Origin of the sequence: Micromonospora antibiotica, from assembly GCF_017599305.1 — a bacterium.
Lineage (GTDB): Bacteria > Actinomycetota > Actinomycetes > Mycobacteriales > Micromonosporaceae > Micromonospora > Micromonospora antibiotica.
Map to the genome: position 1 here is coordinate 607,331 of NZ_JAGFWR010000002.1, position 16,421 is coordinate 623,751.

Here is a 16,421-nt window from a genome sequence, read left to right on the forward strand (position 1 = left end):
CGCGGAAACCCCGACGGGCCCGGGGGTACGGCCGGAGCCGGACACCGGTGACGGGACGCAGAAAAGCGGCGAAATACCAGGAAATTGCACTGAAGCTTAGGAGAGGGTCAATCGGCGCAGATCGCCGCCGCTGCCCACCCGGTAGATGTCCAACCGGTTCGCCCCGGCCCGGAACAGCCGGTCGTCGGGGAGGAACGCGGCGAACCGGCGACCCCCCCGGTCCGGGGGCACCACCGGCACGACCGCGCCGATGCGGCCGTTGACGGCCACCGCGAGCAGCGTGCCGTCGGGCACCTGCCCGGGCACGGTCCCCCACACCAGAGCCGGCAGCTCCCCCGCCCCCGCATCGACGTGGTCGAACGCGCCCAGGTGCGCCACCGAGGCGGTACCACCCGACGGCTTCTCCCCCACCGTCGTGCCGACCAGCGGATGCGGGACGGGCGGCGCGGGACGGGCCGGCACCCCGCCGGGAAGGACCACCCGCTCACCGGGCTGGTCGTAGAAGAACTTCTCGGTACGCTCCCGGGGCGGCTGCTGCGCGGACCGGCCGTCGAGCCGCCACGGGACCCGGACGTGCACCTCGTCGGCGATGGTGGGCAGCAGGTCCACGTGCTCCCAGTTGCGGTCGTCGACCCGACCGGCACGCTGACCGGGCTCCTTGACGAACAGCGGCACCCAGGCCACCTCGCCGGGCGCGTGCGTGATCGCGCCCATCCCCCGGCCCTGCCAGTCCGGGGCGAAACTCACCCCGTGGTCGGCGGTGAGCACGACCAGCGACCTGTCGTACAGGCCGGAGGCGCGCAGCGTGCGCAGCGTCTCGCCGACCAGCCGGTCGGTGTACCGCAACTGGGCCAGGTGCCGGGCCCGGGCCAGTTCCGCCCAACCCGCGCCGTCGTTGGGCAGGTCGTCCGGTGCGTCGTAACGCGCCCCGGACGGCAGGTACACCCACGGGGCGTGCGGCATCAGCAGGTGCAGGAAGTGCAGGGTCGGCCGGTCGGACGGGCGCAGCCCGGCCAGGAAAGCGGTGAACCGGGCCGGCTGGTTGTCGTTCAGGCTGTCCCAACGGAACTTCGGGTCGGCCGGGACCGGTTCGGCGGCGTCCAGTCCCACCTCGGCGGCGGTCTGCTCCCGGTAGGACTCCTGCGGGTCGACCCGGCTGTCCACCGGGGCGGCGATGCGGCCCAGCAACGCCCCGCTCTCCCGCACCAGCACGCCGAGCCCCTGTTCGGGGGCGACCGGCTGGTCACAGCGGCTGGGCGGGCAGAGCCGGGTGATGCTCTCCTGGGCCCGGATGTCGTACAGGCCGCCGAGGGCGGTGAACAGGTTGTCCGGGTACTGCGAGTAGTGCGGGGCCGCCGGGGTCGACGGGTAGCGGCCGGTCAACATCGCCGGCAACGCGTACGGCGTCCACCCGCTGACGCCGGTGGCGTTGCGGTACCAGGTGGAGCCGCCGGCCAGCTCGGCGAAGTTCGGGTAGCGGGCCGCGTCGATCCGTCCGTCCGGACCGAGCAGCGACACCAGCGGCAACTCGTCCAGGACGATCATGACGACCGGCGGGTGCGAGCCCGGGCCGGCGACCCCGGCGGCACCCTCGTGCGCGCGGGGCAGCACCACCGCCGAGGCGGGCGAGGCGAACAGGAACAACCCGACGAAGACGACCGGCCCGACGGCGGCCACCCGCAACACCCGGCCGGGCAGCGACCAGCGCCGGTGTGCCACCGCCCCGGCCGCCCCGGCCAGCACCGCCACCATCACCAGCGGTACGCCCCGCAGCGCCGTCACCTGCCGGCCCACCTGCACGGCCAGCCCGGCCAGCAGCAGCCCGACGAGCACCGTGTGGGCACCGGCCCGGACCCGCGCCCCGGCCAGCCGGGTCGCCGCCCCGAGCAGCACCACGGCGAGGCCGGGCACCACCGCGACCAACGCCACCAGCGCGAGCACGTCCCCGCTGCCGGCCCGGTGGAACAGGAAGAAGTCGGGGCTGCGCCCGAGCACGTCGAGCAACGGCTGGGTGACCACCAGGCCGACCAGGGCGACCAGCTCCGCCGCCCGGCGCAGCTCGACCCGCCGGGTGGACGGCGCGCTCCGCTCATCCGGCGCGGGCGGCGCGACGGGCTCGGTCCGGGTGAGGGTCGGCTCAGTCACCCACCACCACCTGGTAGAGCGTCCGGGTGCCGGAGGGCAGTTCGCACCGACGCTCGATCCGGCAGTGGGCGGTCAGCAGCCGGGTGAACTCGTCGCGCCGGTAGTCGGGGAAGATCCCGGCCGGCTTGTTCGCCAGCAGCCGCCGCGCCATCGGGTCCTGCGGATCGACGAACTCCACCACCAGCCGACCACCGGGACGGACGTACCCGACCAGCTGGTCGACCACCTCGGGCAGCGGCACGTTGTGGCCGATCGCCAGGTGGTGCACGACGGCGAGGGCGAGCACCACGTCGGCGTGGGCCCGGGCGGCGAACCCGGCCCGTTCCACGCCCCGCCAGCCGCCGCCGGGTGACGGGTCGGCCAGGTCCATCACCAGTGGCAGGATCCGCCGGTCACCCTCGGCACGCAGCGCCCGGTAGAGGGTGTCGACCACGGCCGGGTCCTGCTCGACGGCGACCACCTGGGCGGCGTGCCGGGCGGCGATCCGGGCGTACCGGCCGTCGTTGGCGCCCAGGTCGAGCGCCAGCCGGGGGGTGCCGCACGTCGCCACCGCCGCCTCGACGAAGCTCTCCTTGGCCGCCCGGTCCGCCGTGGTGTAGCCGCAGGTGCGCGGGTAGTCGACCCAGTGGCTGCCGGCCACCCGACGGTCCAGCCGACTGACCAGCCGCGTCAACCGTCGTACGGTGGCCAGGGCCAGCTGGCGGGAGTAGCCCGCGTCGCGCAGCTGGGCGGCGACGGCGCTGCTGCTCGCGTCGGCGTTGCGGGCCTGCATCGCGCCGTGCAGGTGCACGTGCGTGGGCACCCCGGGCAGCAGCCGGCGCACGCCCCGGAACAACGGTCGGAGCTGATCGGGGGTGATGCCGTCGACCCGGGCCCGCAGCCAGGGCTGGAAGTCCACCCCGAGGTGGGCCTGGAGCAGCAGCGGATAGAGCAGGGTCTGGCAGAACTGCCGGTAGCCGGCCCACGGCTCGCCCTCGGTCAGCGGCGTGAACGAGCCGATGTCGATGAAGACCGGGGTGGCCCCCCGCCACTGGAGGTTGTAGGCCGAGCCGTCCTTGACGGTGAACCCCGCCTCCAACGCCCGACGCAGGATCTCCAGGTGCAGCAGGGCGGCGTCGCGCAACATGCCGAACGACCACTCGTACGGGTGCGAGACGAACGGGATGCGCTCGTGCCGCAGCACCGTGGTCCACCCGGTGTCCGGCAGCGTCGCCGGGTCCACCGCCGAGGTGGCGCAGACCTTGCCCTCGGCGAGCAGCGCGGCGAAGAACCCGCTGGCCGCGAGGGCCTGCCAGTCGGCGGTGCCCTGCGGGCCCAGCCCGCGCAGCACCTGTTCGCCCAGGTGGAAGACCCGGTTGGCGGGGTCGCGGAAGGAGCCGGGTTCGGCCCGGATCCCGAGGTCGGCGGTGGTCATCCGTGCGCCGGCCCGTCAGTTGCCGGCGGGCTGTCGCGGTTGCCGGTCGGTCCGGGTGGCCTCGGCCGGTACGGAGGGGTGCCGCCCGGTCGCGGCCGGTTGCCGCCCGGTCGCGGTGGCCCCGGCCTGCCCGGCGGGTTGGCCGGGTGGGCGGGCCTCGACGGGTTCGGTGGGCTGGCGACGGAAGCGGGCCGCCACCCGCCGCCAGTAGAGCTTGGCGGCGACCGCTGCGCCCGCTGTTCCGCCGACCACCGCCTGCACGATCAGACTGCCGGATCCCGCGTCCAGGTAGGCCAGGTGCATCATCGGCCGCTCCCTTCCCTCGCCGTCATGGACCGCCGACAGGCACGCCGTTACGAGGCATTTGAACCTGAAAGGCGGTTTTCTCCCCTGACACCGTACGTCGTCCGGTCCCCGCGCGAGGGGCACATGGATCAGGCCGGGCCGGTAGTCCGTCCCGGCCGTCGTCCGGTCCCGCGCGAGGGGCACGTGGTTTCCTCGGTCCGTTCCGTTCAAGACCCCGGGTCGGGCACCGACCTAACCTGGACCCATGACGCCCCGCTTCGACCTCATCGGCACCGCGGTCAACGACATGGCCCGCACCCTGGACTTCTACCGCCGGCTCGGGCTCGACATCCCCGCCGACGCCGACCACGAGGACCACGTCGAGGTCACCCTGCCGGGTGGGCTGCGGCTGGCCTGGGACACCGTGACGATGCTGCGCGGCTTCCACCCCGACTGGACGCCACCCAGCGGCAGCCCGCGCGCCAGCCTCGCCTTCCGCTGCGCCGACCCGGCCGAGGTGGACCGGTACTGGACCGCGCTGACCGACGCGGGCTTCCACGGCGAGATCGCCCCCTGGGACGCCTTCTGGGGCCAGCGGTACGCCGTCCTGCACGACCCGGACGGCAACGGCGTCGACCTCTTCGCCCCGCTCGACCCGAGCTGACCACGGCGGCCACGGATTTGCCGGCATTCCCACCTGCTGCCGGCCGGACGGCGTGGTAACCGAAACCGAGAAGACCCGGCTCGCGCCACCACTGCCCGCGCCACCGCCCCACAGGGCCACCGCCCCACAGGGCCACCGCCACGCGCGGCCACCGCCTGCCCCGCCACATCCCCCGCACCACCACAGCCCACACGGCCACTCCCGCGCACCACCACAGCCCGCGCGGCCATTTTCCCGCTCCACCACAGCCTGAGCGGCCACTCCCCCGCACCACCACAGCCCACACGGCCACTCCCCCGCACCACCACAGCCCGCGCCCCCGCGCCACACTGCCCGGGACGCCACCCGGATGCAGGATCCTGCCGGGAGCGGGACCAGGCGTGGTGCTGTTCGGGTCCTTTCGAGCTGATGACGTCAACGATTCACTCGACCGGCCCGACCACCGACTACGCCGCGGCCGGGCCGGTTCGGTCAGCTCGACCCTCCCGCCCACCGACTACGCCGCTGCCGGGCCGGTTCGGGCAGGCGGAGCGGGGAGAACGAGGACAGAACCGGCCCGCCACCCTCTCATCCCCGAGCCGAAACCGTCGGTCGGTGGCGTCATCAGCCCTCCCCTCCGACGCCGACGCCGACCGGCGGGCGTGGAAGGTCCTGGAGAAACTGGCGAGGATTCCGGACGACCAGGGCGGAAAGCATGGTGGTGACCGACGAGGATTCCGGACGACCAGGGCGGAGGCAGGGTGGTGAGTCGTTTGGGTCATCAGCTCGAAAGGGCCCGGACAGCACATGGTCAGCCGGGCTGTCCGCCGGTCCGGGCAGCGGTCCGGGCGACGACCGGGCGACGGTCCGGCGCTCAGTGCGCCGGCCGGAGCACCGGAATCGTCTCGATCAGCCCGATGATGCCCGCCGTGGCCCGGCGTCCGCTGGCGGCCCTTCCGCAACGGACTTCCGGGCCATCGCCCGGCCACGCTTGCCCAGCACCCAGCGCCCGGCGACCACGACGTGACTGACGACCGACAGCCCCGTCCATCGTCGCGCCGATGTCGACGAAGCCGCCCACGGCCGCCCAGGCACCGGATGACGGGCAGCGCAGACCAACGGCAACGGGCACTACCGGGCAACGGTCAACGGGCAACACCAGGCACACCCCGGCAACGGGCACTACCGGGCAACAGGCAGCGTCAGGCAACGCCCTGGCGACGGGCACTACCGGGTGACGGGCAGCGCGGGTCAAGGGGCACCACTGCCGACGGGGCGGGGTCACCGGGCGAGCAGGGTGGTCGGCGTGACTCCGGCCAGGTCCCGGGCGTCGCGGGTGAAGTGGGCCTGGTCGGCGTAGCCGGCACAGGCAGCCACCTCGGCCAGGCCGACCCCGCGACCTGCCAGGGCGAGTGCGCGGCGCAACCGCAGGATGCGGGCGAGGGTCTTCGGGCCGTACCCGAAGAGGGCCTGGCTGCGTCGGTGCAGGGCGCGCGGGCCGAGGCCGACCTCGGCGGCGGTCGCGGTGACCGTGGCGCCGGCGGCGAGCAGGGCGGCCACCCGGGGGCCCAGCGGGTCCGCGCCACCCACCCGGGCGAGCCGGTCGGCCGCCACCGTGGCCAGGTCGGCGGCGGTGGGCGACGCGCCGAGTTGGTCGGCGAGCCGGAGGGCGGTCCGCCCCCAGAGGGCGTCGAGGGGCACCCGACGGTCGCGCAACTCGTCGGCGGGGACACCGAAGACGGCCGGGCCCAGCCCGGGCGGTAGCCGGACACCACGCCACCGCTCCCCCTGCCGGGACAGGCTCAGGTAGGCCGTGCGGTCCGGCCCGGCGACCAGCAGGCCCGCCCGGCTCGACCAGAGCAGGTCCAGGCAGCCATCGGGCAGCACCCGCGTCGGCGCGGCGTCCGGTCGACTCTCGGTCGCCCAGAGCACCGCGCCGGCGATCATCTCGGCAGGCCGTTCCCGGTACACGGACCCAGCCTGCCACGCCACCGGCCCGGGGACCGCGCCACGCCACCGGCCGGGGACCGCGCCATGCCACCGGCCACCGGCCCGAACCGGACGACGGAGGACACCGAAACAGGCCGGACACCGGGCCGTCACCTGGCAGATCGCCATCGCATAACTTCCTCGCTTCCGCGTTCCCGCAGCTCTTGTGCAGGGCGAACGTTTGTGCAACTGTCATCACCCAGTTGAGCAATCGTTTGCGCAAGGGGGTGTGGCTGGTGCGGATCGCGGTTCTGGCAACCGGTGGGACGATCGCGTCGCGGTGGGACCCCGACGAGGGCCTGGCCGTGACCGACTCCGTCACGGACCTGCTGAAGAACGTCACCGTCCCGGCCGGCGTGGAGATCCACGGCTTCGACCTGTCCTGCCGGCCGAGCTTCGCGCTCTCCCTGGACGACATGCTCGGCACCGTCCGGGCCGTCCGGGCCAAGCTCGCCGACGGGTTCTCCGGCGTCGTCGTCACCCACGGCACCGACACGCTGGAGGAAGCCGCCTACCTGACCGGGCAGCTCACCGGCCCCGACGCCCGCGTCGTGCTGACCGGCGCGCAACGCAGCGCCGACGAGCCCGACTCCGACGCCGGACGCAACCTCGCCGACGCGATCCGGGTCGTCGCCGCCCCGCAGCCGGTCGGCGCGGCGACGGTCATGGGCGGGGTCGCCTACGCCGCTGTGGAGAGCCGCAAGGTGCACACCTCGGCGGTGTCGGCGTTCTCCGGCGGAACGGCCGGGGTGCTGGCCCTGGTCGACCCGGACGGCGTGCTCCGCGTCTCCACCGCCGCCCGGGGCAGCCACTACGCCGACCGACCGGTCCCCACCGCACTTCCCCGGGTGGACCTGGTCAAGCTCGTCGCCGGTGTGGACGGCACCCACCTGAACGCGTCGCTGCACGCCGGTGCCGTCGGCATCGTGGTCGAGGCGTTCGGCGCGGGCAACGCCCCACCCGCGGTCGCCGAGGCCGTCGCGGAGGCCGGCCGACGCGGCGTACCCGTGGTCATCACCAGCCGGACCGGGGCGGGCCGGGTCCGCCCGGTCTACGCCGGCGGCGGGGCGACCCTCGCCCGCGCCGGCGCGCTCTTCGCCGGCGACCTCACCGGCACCCAGGCCCGGGTGGCGTTGGCCCTCGCCCTGGCCGTCGAAGAACCCGGCGCCGTGCCGGCAGCCCTGCGCACCATGGTGGAAGGACGTCACGCGTGAAGACCGAAGCAGTGACCATGAACGGGTACGGCGGCCCCGAGACGCTCACCCTCACCGAGGTCGACCTGCCCGAACCCGGCCCCGACGAGGTCCTGCTGCGGGTGCTCGCGGTCGCCGTCAACCACCTCGACGCCGACCTGCGCAGCGGGGTGTCCCGGATGCCGCTGCGGCTGCCACACGTGCTCGGCCGGGAGGTCGTCGGCGTGGTCGAGCAGCTCGGCTCCCGGGTCACCGACCGGGCCCCGGGCGACCGCGTGCTGGTGCTGCCCAACACGCCCTGCGGGACCTGCCCCCGTTGCCTGGGCGGCCGGGCCAACCTCTGCCCGAACGCCGACATGCCCGGCATCACCAGGTGGGGCGGCTACGCCCGGCACGCGGTGGCCCCGGCGCGCGGCCTGCTCGACATCGGCGACCTCGACCCGGTGGTCGCCGCCTCCACCCCGATCTCCTTCGGCACCGCCTGGCGCACCCTGTACTCCATCGGCCGACTCGCGCCCGGCGAGTGGGTCCTCGCCCCGGGTGCCGCCGGTGGGCTCGGGCACGCGGTGGTGCAGCTCGCCAAGCTCGGCGGCGCTCGGGTGGTCGGCCTGGTCGGCGACCCGGCGAAGGCCGACTTCGTCTCCTCCCTCGGCGCCGACGCGGTGCTGAGCACCCGCGACCCCGACTGGGCCACCGAGGCCCGGAAGATCACCGGGGGTGCGGGCTTCGACGTGATCGTCGAACACATCGGGGGCGACGTCTTCGAGGCCGCGCTGGGCACCCTCGCCCCCACCGGTCGGCTGATCGTCGGCGGCGGCCACGCCGGGGAGCACCCGCACCTCGACCTCATCGAGACCTTCCGCAACGAGTACGAGCTGCGCGGGTCGCGCAGCCAGCGCCCCGACGAGATCGCCCGGGTGCTGGGCCTGGTCGCGGCGGGACAACTCACCCCCCGGGTCGACGCGGTCCTCCCGCTGGCCGACGCCGGCCGGGCCCACCAGGCGCTCGCCGACCGGCGGGTGCTCGGCAAGCAGGTGATCACACCGTGACCGACCACCGGCGGGGGGATGCCCGCGGCGACGTGCTGGCCACGCTCGTCGCCGGTGCGGTCGAGGCCGCCGACACGCTGCTGGCCACCGGCGCTGGACAGGTGCTGGTCCGGCAGGTGGCCGCCCGGCTGACCGCCAACGCCGTCGCGGCCCGGGGGCACCTGCCCGCCGGGCTCGACACCCCCGGCGACCCGCACGGCCGGTGCACGCTGCTGGCCGCCCCGGGCGGGACGGACGAGCCGGCACGGGCGGCGGCGGTGACGGCGGCGGCGATCACCGTCAGCCAGTGCGACGAGGGCCTGCGCGAATCCCGGGGGCACCCCGGGCTGCACGCGTACGCCGCAGCGCTGGCCGCCACCGAAGCCGACGACCGCAGCCTGCGGGTGTTCCTGCGGGCGCTGGCGGTCGGCTGGGAGGTGGGCGCCCGGCTCGGTCTGCTCCTCGGCGCACCCCGCCCCGGGGTGCACCCGCACGGCGGGTGGGGCACCGGCGCGGCCGCGGCCGCCGCCGGGATCGTCACCGGTCAGGACACCGCCGGGGTCACCGACACGGTGAACCTGGCGCTGACCGTGGCGCTGGCCGGGCCCGAGGCCGACACCCGGCGGGGACACGCCGCCCACTACCTGTTGCCCGCCCTCGGCACCGCCAACGGGCTGACCGTCGCCCGGCTCGCCGACGCCGGGTTCCCGGCCACCGGTCCGGCGCTGCCGCACCTCGCCCGGACCGTCCACCACGGTGGCACCGACCGGCCGGTGGACGTCGCGCTGGGATCCCGACCGCTGCTGCCGGACGCCTACTTCAAACCGGTGGGGGTCTGCGCGCACACCCTGACCGGGTGGACGGTGGCCCGCGCGATGGCCCGGGACCTGACGGCCGACGAGGTGGCGACGGTGACCGTGGACACCTACGCGGGCGCGGCCCTGCTCGCCGAGCGTCGTCCGGTCGGCCGGCTGGCCCGCCAGTTCAGCATCCCGTGGGTGGTCGCCTGCGGGCTGGTCGGCACCGACCCGGGTGCCCCGGACGGGCCGGCGGACGACCGGTGGGCCCGCGCGGCCCGGCTCGCCGAGCGGGTGACCGTACGCCACGACCCCGGGCTGGACCAGGGATATCCGGCGGGCCGACCGGCGGTGGTCGAGGTGACCACCCGCAGCGGGGCCCGGCTGACCGGGCGGGCCCGGTTCCACCACGGTGACCGGGAGGACCCGATGACGGCCGACGAGCTGGCCGCCGTGGACGCCGCGCTGCTGCGTACGCCGGGGGTGCCGGCGGGGGCGGCCGAGCTGCTGCACGGGCTGACCCGGGCCCCCGGGGCGACCCGACTGCGAGACCTCACCGCGCTGGTGCGGGGTGGGGCACCGAATCCGAACGGCGGCCCGCCGCCGGTTCCCGCTGGGCCCGGCCCATCCGGCAGAAAGGACATGACGTCATGGTGATCAGAGTCGAACCCGGCACCGAGCGGGACTTCATCGGCTACGGCGCGGACCTGCCCCGCGTCGAGTGGCCCGGTGGTGCCCGGGTGGCGGTGAGCCTGTGCCTCAACTACGAGGAGGGCGCCGAGCACAGCCTCCTCGACGGCGACAGCGTCAACGAGTGGGTCGGCGAGATCTCGTACACGCCGACCAGCGCCGAGCACCGTGACCTGTCCCAGGAGTCGGTCTACGAGTACGGCAGCCGGGCCGGGGCGTGGCGGTTGCTGCGGCTGTTCGACCGCACGCAGACCCCGGTGACCGTCTACGGCTGTGCCGAGGCGCTGGCCCGTAACCGGCCGCTGACCAAGGCGTTCGTCGACGCCGGGCACGAGATCTGCTCGCACGGTCTGCGCTGGCGGGAGCCGTCGGGGATGACCGAGGACGAGGAACGCGCGGAGATCCGGCAGGCGGTGGCGACGATCACCGAGCTGTCCGGGGAACGCCCGGTCGGCTGGTACTCCCGGTACGCCCCGTCGGACCGCACGCGGCGGCTGCTGGTCGAGGAGGGTGGCTTCCGCTACGACTCCAACGCCTACAACGACGACCTGCCGTACTGGGTGCAGGTGGCCGACCAGCGGCACCTGGTGGTGCCGTACACCCACACCTACAACGACGGCCGGTTCGCCTTCAGCCCCGGCTACGGCAACCCGACGGACTTCTTCGAGAACTGCCGGCGGGGCATCGAGTACCTGTGGGAGGAGGGCGAGACCTCCCCCAAGATGATCTCGATCGGGCTGCACGCCCGGCTGATCGGCCAGGCCGGGCGGGCCTCCGCGCTGCGTGACCTGATCGCCTGGGCGCAGGACCTGCCCGGGGTCTGGTTCGCCAGGCGACGCGACATCGCCGACTGGTGGCACCACAACTACTCCGACCTGCCGGCCCACGGAGGGCAGTGACCATGCGCATCGAGATCGACAACGTGGCCAAGGGCTATCCCCGGGCCGACGGGAGCCGACTGTCGGTGGTCGGCAGCCTCAGCACCACCATCGAGGCGCAGGAGTTCGTCTGCGTGATCGGGCCCAGCGGGTGCGGCAAGTCGACGCTGCTCGGCCTGCTCGGCGGGCTGCGCCGGCCGGACGACGGGGAGATCCGCTTCGTCGGCGAACGCACCGCCGCCGGCCCGCTCACCTCGATCGTCTGGCAGGACTACGCGCTGATCCCCTGGCGCTCCATCGCCGACAACGTCGGCTTCGGGCTGGAGCTGCGCGGGGTGCCCGCCGCCCGGCGGCGCGAGGTGGCCCGGGAGCACCTGACGATGATGGGCATCGAGGCGTTCGCCGACAACAAGCCGCACGAGTTGTCCGGCGGGATGCGCCAGCGGGCCGGGATCGCCCGGGCCCTGGCCAGCGACCCCGAGGTCCTGCTGATGGACGAGCCGTTCGCGGCGGTGGACGCCCAGACCCGGACCCTGTTGCAGGACGAACTGCTCCAGGTCTGGTCGAAGCACCGCAAGACGGTCCTGTTCATCACGCACAGCATCGAGGAGGCGCTGCTGCTGGCCGACCGGATCATCGTGCTCGGGCCCCGGCCGACCCGGGTGGTCGAGGAGATCCGGGTGCCGTTCCCCCGGCCGCGTACCCGCGACGTCGAGTTGGACCCGCGGTTCACCGAGTTGAAACGCCACCTGTGGGCGCAGTTGCGGGACGCCACCCTGGCGGCCGAGTGGGCGGAAGCGAAGGGGGACCGATGAGCGAGCAGAGCGTGCCGACCCGGGAGCGGGCGCCCGACGAACCCGTGGTCCGCTACGCGGTGGACCCCCGCGCGGAACGCCCGCCGGGTCGCGGCTTCAAGCTGCTCAGCAGCGGGCTGGGCAGCATGGTGCCGGTGGTCGTGGTGCTGGCGCTGTGGCAGGGCGGCAGCATGGCCGGGCTGATCGACAAGACCTTCTTCCCGGCCCCGTCGGAGTGCGTGCAGGCCCTGGTCGAGCTCTTCTCCTCCGGGGAGCTGCTGCCCAACGTCGGGATCACCGCCCAGCGCATCCTGCTCGGCTTCCTGCTCGGGGTGATCCCGGCGACGCTGCTGGGCATCGCGATGGGACGGTCGCGGTGGGTTCGGGTGCTGATCGACCCGCTGATCGCCATCACGTACCCGATCCCGGTGGTGGCGATCCTGCCGCTGCTGCTGGTCATCTTCGGCACCGGCGGACGGCCGATCGTGGTGCTCGCCGGGATCATCTCGTTCTTCCCGGCCGTGGTGAACGCGATGTCCGGGGTGCTCCAGGTCGACGAGCGGCTGATCCTGATGGCCCGCAACCTGGGCGCCGGCCGGCAGCAGATCCTCTGGAAGATCGTCCTGCCGGGCGCCCTGCCGTCCATCTTCGCCGGCATCCGGCTGGCCGCGGGGCTGGCCCTGCTGGGCACCATCGCCGGTGAATTCCTCGCCGCCAGTGACGGCGTCGGGTCGATGACCTGGCGGTACTGGCAGATCTATCAGATCGACAACATGTACGCCACGCTCGCGGTGATCGCGGCGATGGGCTTTTTCCTCACCACGGTGACGCTGCGCGTGCAGCGGCGCTTCTTCAGCTGGACGGAGGGCCAATCATGACAATCAAGCGGATCACGACGATCAAGCAAAAAGGTGTCATCGCCGCGCTGTTGGGGGCGAGCCTGCTGCTCGGCACCGCGGCCTGCGGTGACGACGCGGAGTCGAAGGGCGCCGACGGCACCGACAAGGTGACGGTCAACTCGCTGGAGATCCTCTCGCTGGCGCCGATGATGGTGGCCGACGCGAAGGGCTTCTTCGGCAAGCACCAGGTCGAGGTGGAGTTCAGCAACGCCGACATCTACTCCCGGCTGGCGGTGCAGGGTCAGGGCAAGCTGGACGTGAACATCCCGGGCACCGGTGGCGCGCTGTTCAACGCGGTCAACCAGGGCCTGCGGGTGCGGGCGGTGGCCGACCGGCAGCAGTACCGGTGTGCGTCGGACAACCTCCTGCTGGCCCGTACCCAGGCCTTCGACGGCGGCCTGAAGAGCGTGGCCGACCTCAAGGGCAAGAAGGTCGCCATCCTGGCCAAGGGTTCGACCACCGAGTACTGGCTGGACCGGGCGCTGGGTGAGGTCGGGTTGAAGCAGTCCGACCTGGGGCAGATCGTCACCCTGAGCTACCCGGACACGGCCAACGCGCTCAAGAGCGGTGCGGTGGACGCCGGCTTCGTGGTGCAGCCGCTGGCGTACCAGCTCATCACCGACGGGCAGGCCAAGCGGGTGCTGGCGATGAACGAGGTGGCGCCCAACCAGGAGCAGGGCCTGATCACCATGTCGCAGGACTTCATCAGCAAGCGGCCCGAGGTCGCGGCCCGGTGGATGGCCGGCTGGCTGGAGGGCGTGCGCTACTACCAGGACCCGGCCAACAAGGACGACGTCATCAAGATCGTGGCTGAGCGGACCAAGGTGCCGGCGGAGACGATCACCAAGCTGTACGGCACCGACCAGTGGCCGTACATGGACCCGAACGGTCGGGTGGACACCGCCACGGTGACCGCCGAGGACGGCAAGTGGCTGCTCGACAACAAGATCATCGAAAAGTTGCCGGAGGTCGGTGAGTGGCACGACGGTTCCGTCGTCGACGCCGCCCTGAAGATCGTCGGCGAGGTGCCGGCCAACCGCGACTGCGGCGGCGTGCAGAAGCTGGAGTCCTGATGTATCCCCGTCCGAGCCGGCTGGCCGAGGTGCTGCGCGACGGTGGCGTCGCCCTCGGCAGCCTGACCCTGCTCCAGGAACCGGCGATCGGCGAGATCCTCGGCGCCCTCGGCTACGACTTCCTGGTCGTCGACACCGAGCACGCCGCGGCCGACGAGCAGAGCGTGCTGGCGATGGTCCGGGCGGCCGGCTCGGCGGGGACCACCCCGCTGGTCCGGCTGCGCCGGATCGAGGAGAAGGACCTGCTCTGGTCCCTGGACAGCGGTGCCGGTGGGGTGGTGCTGCCGCTGGTGGAGACCGGCGCGCAGGCCGTCGAGGCGGCCCGGCTGACCCACTACCCGCCGGTCGGTGACCGGACGCTGTGCTCGGCGGCGCGGGCCGCCGGGCACGGCACCGCCCGGGGCGACTTCGACCGCTACCTGACCTGGGCCGGGCAGAACACCACGGTCGTCGCCCTGGTCGAGACCCCTGCCGGGCTGGCCAACCTGGACGACATCCTCGCCGCCGACCTCGACGTGCTGATGCTCGGGCGGGCCGACCTGTCGGTCAAGCTGGGCCTGGGCTACCAGCCCACCCACCCGGAGGTGGAGAAGCACGCGGTCGACTTCGTCGAGCGGGTCGTCGCCGCCGGCCGGGTCGCCGGCATGCTGGCCTACTCCGCCGAGGAGGCCCGCCGCTGGATCGACCGGGGCGTCCGCTTCGTCGTCTACTCCCAGCCGGAGATGCTGCTCTCCGACGCCTACCGGCGGGCCCGCGACGAGATCCTCGGCGGTACGTCGTGAGCCTGCTGGTGACCGGCGGGGCCAGCGGCATCGGCGCGGCGGTGGTCGCCGCCGCCCGCGCCCGGGGCGAGACGGTGCACGTGCTGGACGTCTCCACCGGCGTGGACGCCGCCGACCCGGTCGCGGTGGGCGAGTTCGTCGACGCGATCGGCACCCCGCGCCGGGTGGCCCACCTGGCCGGGGTGGTCAGCTCCGGTGGCATCGAGCAGACCAGCCTCGCCGAGTGGGAACGCACCCTGCGCAACAACCTCACCGCCGCGTTCGTCGTCAGCCAGGCCGTGGTGCCCCGGATGGCGGCGGCCGGCGGCGGGTCGCTGGTGCTGATGAGCAGCCTCAACGCCCGTGACGGCGGCACCCGGCTGTCGGGCACGGCGTACGCGGCGGCGAAGGCGGGGGTACTGGGCCTGATGCGGCACCTGGCCGTCGACTTCGGACCGCAGGGGGTACGGGTCAACGCCGTCGCGCCCGGCCCGGTGGCCACCCCGATGCACGACCGGCTCACCGCCGAGCAGAAGGCGGGTCTGCGGGCCCGGATGCCGCTGGGCCGGGTCTCCTCGGCACAGGAGATCGCCGACATCGTGCTGTTCCTGCTCTCCGATTCCTGCGCCACGGTCACCGGCATGACCTTCGATGTGAACGGGGGCAGTCATCTCAGCTAGGTTGCCGGGTACGGGTACCGGTCCGGCACGGGAGGCACAGTGAACAAACGGGTGACCCTGCGCGATGTCGCCAGCCTCACCGGGGTGCACGTCTCCACGGTCTCCCGGGTGCTGCGCGGCGACGACGTGCGGGTCGCCCCGGCGACCGCGACCCGGATCGTGGAGGCCGCCAAGCAGCTCGGGTTCCACCGGGACCGCTGGGCGGCCAGCCTGCGCAGCGGCAAGACCGGGGTGATCGGCGTGCTGGTCCCCCGGATCACCGACATCGTGCTGGCCACCGTCTTCGAGGGCATCGACGCCGCCGCTGCCGCCGCCGGCTACCAGGCGGTGGTCAGCAGCAGCTGGGACGACGACGAGGCGCGGGCACTGCGCATCCAGCGGTTGATCGGGGAACGGGTGGACGGGCTGATCATCGGTGACGCCCGCCGCAACGACCCGATGCTGGCCCGGCTGGCTGCCGACGGGGTGCCGTTCGTGCTGGTCAGCCGGGCCTCCCGGGGTTTCCCGTCGGTGACCGGCCGGGACCGCCTCGGTGGGCGGCTCGCCGCCGAGCACCTGATCGACGTGGGCTGCCGGCGGCTGGCGGTGATCGCCGGCCCCGGCCACGCCAGCACCTCCGCCGACCGGGTCGCGGGCTTCCTCGCCGCGGCGAAGGCCCAGGGCGTCCCGGTCGACCCCCGGTGGGTCGCACCGTCCACCTTCGACGTCGCCGGTGGGGCCTCGGCGATGGCCGGGCTGCTGGGCTCCGGTCGTCCCGACGGGGTCTTCGCGGTCAACGACTTCGCCGCGATCGGCGCGATGGGCACCCTGCGCGACCACGGCCTGCGGGTCGGTCGGGAAGTGGCGGTGGTCGGGTACAACGACATCGACGTGGACGCCCAGCTCCTGGTGCCGCTCACCTCGATCCGTACCCCGCTGCGGGACATGGGCTCGCAGGCGCTGCACGCCCTGCTCACCCTGCTCGACTCGGGCAGCACCACGTCGGTGCGGCTGGCCCCGGAGCTGGTCGTCCGGGCGACCACCGCCGACTTCCTCCCCGACGCGACGAGGGCGGTGGCGGGTACCGTCGCGCTGCCGGCGGTGTCCCGGGTGGGCACACCGCTGAACTGACGGCCGCCCGGCGGACCCGGTCGGCCGGCACCCGCCGTGCCG

Annotated in this window: 15 protein-coding genes; 11 read left to right on the forward strand and 4 right to left on the reverse strand. The window is 73.8% G+C overall.

Going from position 1 to position 16,421, the window contains the following annotated elements:
* Positions 1-96: 96 nt before the first annotated feature.
* Genes JQN83_RS07655 through JQN83_RS07665 form a run of 3 tightly spaced genes read right to left on the reverse strand, consistent with a single transcriptional unit; the run spans position 97 to position 3,865 of the window.
* Positions 97-2,145 carry a sulfatase-like hydrolase/transferase gene (locus tag JQN83_RS07655; RefSeq protein ID WP_208566329.1) on the reverse strand — a complete coding sequence of 683 codons (2,049 nt, stop codon included), beginning with the start codon at positions 2,143-2,145 and terminating at the stop codon, positions 97-99.
* Positions 2,138-3,559: a class I SAM-dependent methyltransferase gene (locus tag JQN83_RS07660; RefSeq protein WP_208566330.1), complete on the reverse strand. Its 1,422-nt coding sequence runs from the start codon at positions 3,557-3,559 to the stop codon at positions 2,138-2,140. Before JQN83_RS07660 ends, JQN83_RS07655 begins: the two co-directional genes overlap by 8 nt.
* Before the next feature lie 15 nt (positions 3,560-3,574).
* Positions 3,575-3,865, reverse strand: coding sequence for a hypothetical protein (locus tag JQN83_RS07665; protein ID WP_208566493.1), 291 nt, complete (start codon positions 3,863-3,865; stop codon positions 3,575-3,577).
* 244 nt (positions 3,866-4,109) lie between these two features.
* Between JQN83_RS07665 and JQN83_RS07670 the strand changes: the two genes are divergently transcribed.
* On the forward strand, positions 4,110-4,508 hold the full coding sequence (locus JQN83_RS07670) for a VOC family protein (protein WP_208566331.1): 399 nt from the start codon (positions 4,110-4,112) through the stop codon (positions 4,506-4,508).
* A gap of 1,260 nt (positions 4,509-5,768) precedes the next feature.
* Here JQN83_RS07670 and JQN83_RS07675 read toward each other — a convergent pair.
* Positions 5,769-6,458 (reverse strand): helix-turn-helix domain-containing protein, encoded by a 690-nt coding sequence (locus tag JQN83_RS07675; protein ID WP_307799078.1) that lies wholly within the window; start codon positions 6,456-6,458, stop codon positions 5,769-5,771.
* Between the two features lie 221 nt (positions 6,459-6,679).
* Between JQN83_RS07675 and JQN83_RS33705 the strand changes: the two genes are divergently transcribed.
* From JQN83_RS33705 to JQN83_RS07725, 10 genes are read left to right on the forward strand one after another with little or no spacing between them, the layout of a single operon-like run.
* The gene (locus tag JQN83_RS33705; protein ID WP_208566332.1) at positions 6,680-7,690 is read left to right on the forward strand and encodes an asparaginase; all 1,011 of its coding nucleotides are present in this window, start codon (positions 6,680-6,682) and stop codon (positions 7,688-7,690) included.
* Positions 7,687-8,718, forward strand: coding sequence for a quinone oxidoreductase family protein (locus tag JQN83_RS07685; protein ID WP_208566333.1), 1,032 nt, complete (start codon positions 7,687-7,689; stop codon positions 8,716-8,718). Before JQN83_RS33705 ends, JQN83_RS07685 begins: the two co-directional genes overlap by 4 nt.
* Complete coding sequence (locus tag JQN83_RS07690) at positions 8,715-10,151, forward strand: MmgE/PrpD family protein (protein WP_208566334.1); 1,437 nt, start codon at positions 8,715-8,717, stop codon at positions 10,149-10,151. The genes JQN83_RS07685 and JQN83_RS07690 overlap by 4 nt, the downstream gene beginning before the upstream one ends.
* Positions 10,145-11,083, forward strand: coding sequence for a polysaccharide deacetylase family protein (locus JQN83_RS07695; RefSeq protein ID WP_208566335.1), 939 nt, complete (start codon positions 10,145-10,147; stop codon positions 11,081-11,083). Before JQN83_RS07690 ends, JQN83_RS07695 begins: the two co-directional genes overlap by 7 nt.
* 2 nt (positions 11,084-11,085) lie before the next feature.
* Positions 11,086-11,877 (forward strand): ABC transporter ATP-binding protein, encoded by a 792-nt coding sequence (locus JQN83_RS07700; RefSeq protein WP_232377477.1) that lies wholly within the window; start codon positions 11,086-11,088, stop codon positions 11,875-11,877.
* Positions 11,874-12,734: an ABC transporter permease gene (locus JQN83_RS07705; protein ID WP_208566336.1), complete on the forward strand. Its 861-nt coding sequence runs from the start codon at positions 11,874-11,876 to the stop codon at positions 12,732-12,734. The genes JQN83_RS07700 and JQN83_RS07705 overlap by 4 nt, the downstream gene beginning before the upstream one ends.
* Positions 12,731-13,828, forward strand: a complete 1,098-nt coding sequence (locus tag JQN83_RS07710) for an ABC transporter substrate-binding protein (RefSeq protein WP_208566337.1) — start codon at positions 12,731-12,733, stop codon at positions 13,826-13,828. The genes JQN83_RS07705 and JQN83_RS07710 overlap by 4 nt, the downstream gene beginning before the upstream one ends.
* Positions 13,828-14,610 carry an HpcH/HpaI aldolase family protein gene (locus tag JQN83_RS07715; protein ID WP_208566338.1) on the forward strand — a complete coding sequence of 261 codons (783 nt, stop codon included), beginning with the start codon at positions 13,828-13,830 and terminating at the stop codon, positions 14,608-14,610. Before JQN83_RS07710 ends, JQN83_RS07715 begins: the two co-directional genes overlap by 1 nt.
* The gene (locus tag JQN83_RS07720; protein WP_208566339.1) at positions 14,607-15,269 is read left to right on the forward strand and encodes an SDR family NAD(P)-dependent oxidoreductase; all 663 of its coding nucleotides are present in this window, start codon (positions 14,607-14,609) and stop codon (positions 15,267-15,269) included. The genes JQN83_RS07715 and JQN83_RS07720 overlap by 4 nt, the downstream gene beginning before the upstream one ends.
* Positions 15,270-15,308: 39 nt before the next feature.
* Complete coding sequence (locus JQN83_RS07725; RefSeq protein WP_208566340.1) at positions 15,309-16,379, forward strand: LacI family DNA-binding transcriptional regulator; 1,071 nt, start codon at positions 15,309-15,311, stop codon at positions 16,377-16,379.
* The last annotated feature ends 42 nt before the right edge of the window (positions 16,380-16,421 follow it).